Consider the following 627-nt stretch of genomic DNA (forward strand, 5'->3'; position numbering starts at 1 on the left):
CCCGCCTGGCACAGCGCAAACGACGCAACGGCGCTGCGGGCCAACCAGCAATGGTGGACAAGTTTCGACAGCCCCCAGCTCAACCAACTGATCGAACAGGCCCGCAGCGGCAGTTACGACCTGGCCAGCGCCATGGCCCGGGTGCGCCAGGCCCAGGCCAGCGCAGTGATAGCCGGCGCACCGTTGCTGCCTGAACTCACCGGCGCGTTCAATGCAAACCGCCAGAAGCTGCTGCGGGGCAAGGGCTACAGCCAGCTGGACGCTACCAGCAGCAACAAGGCCGTGGATTACTTCGATGCGCGCCTGAGCGCCACTTACGAAATTGATTTCTGGGGTGGCAAGCGCGCCGCCCGGGACAGCGCCGTGGAAGAGGTGCGCGCCAGCGAGTTCGACCAGGCCACCGTGGAACTGACCCTGCTCAGCGGTGTTGCGACCAGCTATACCCAGTGGCTGTCATTGCGTGAGCAACTGCGCATCGCCCAACTCAACCTGGACAACGCCCAAAACGTGTTGAAGCTGGTGCAGACTCGCCACGATGCAGGCTCCGCCACCGCCCTGGAACTGGCCCAGCAAAAAAGCCTCGTGGCCGCACAACAACGCCAACTGCCGCTGGCACAGCAACAGGCC

The 627-nt window shown here is 64.4% G+C and carries 1 protein-coding gene; it reads left to right on the forward strand.

Annotation, left to right across the window (positions count from 1 at the left end):
• On the forward strand, positions 1-627 hold a 627-nt coding region (locus tag HX846_RS37105; protein ID WP_178967450.1), incomplete at both ends, for a TolC family protein.

Origin of the sequence: Pseudomonas sp. K5002 (assembly GCF_013386655.1) — a bacterium.
Taxonomy (GTDB): domain Bacteria; phylum Pseudomonadota; class Gammaproteobacteria; order Pseudomonadales; family Pseudomonadaceae; genus Aquipseudomonas.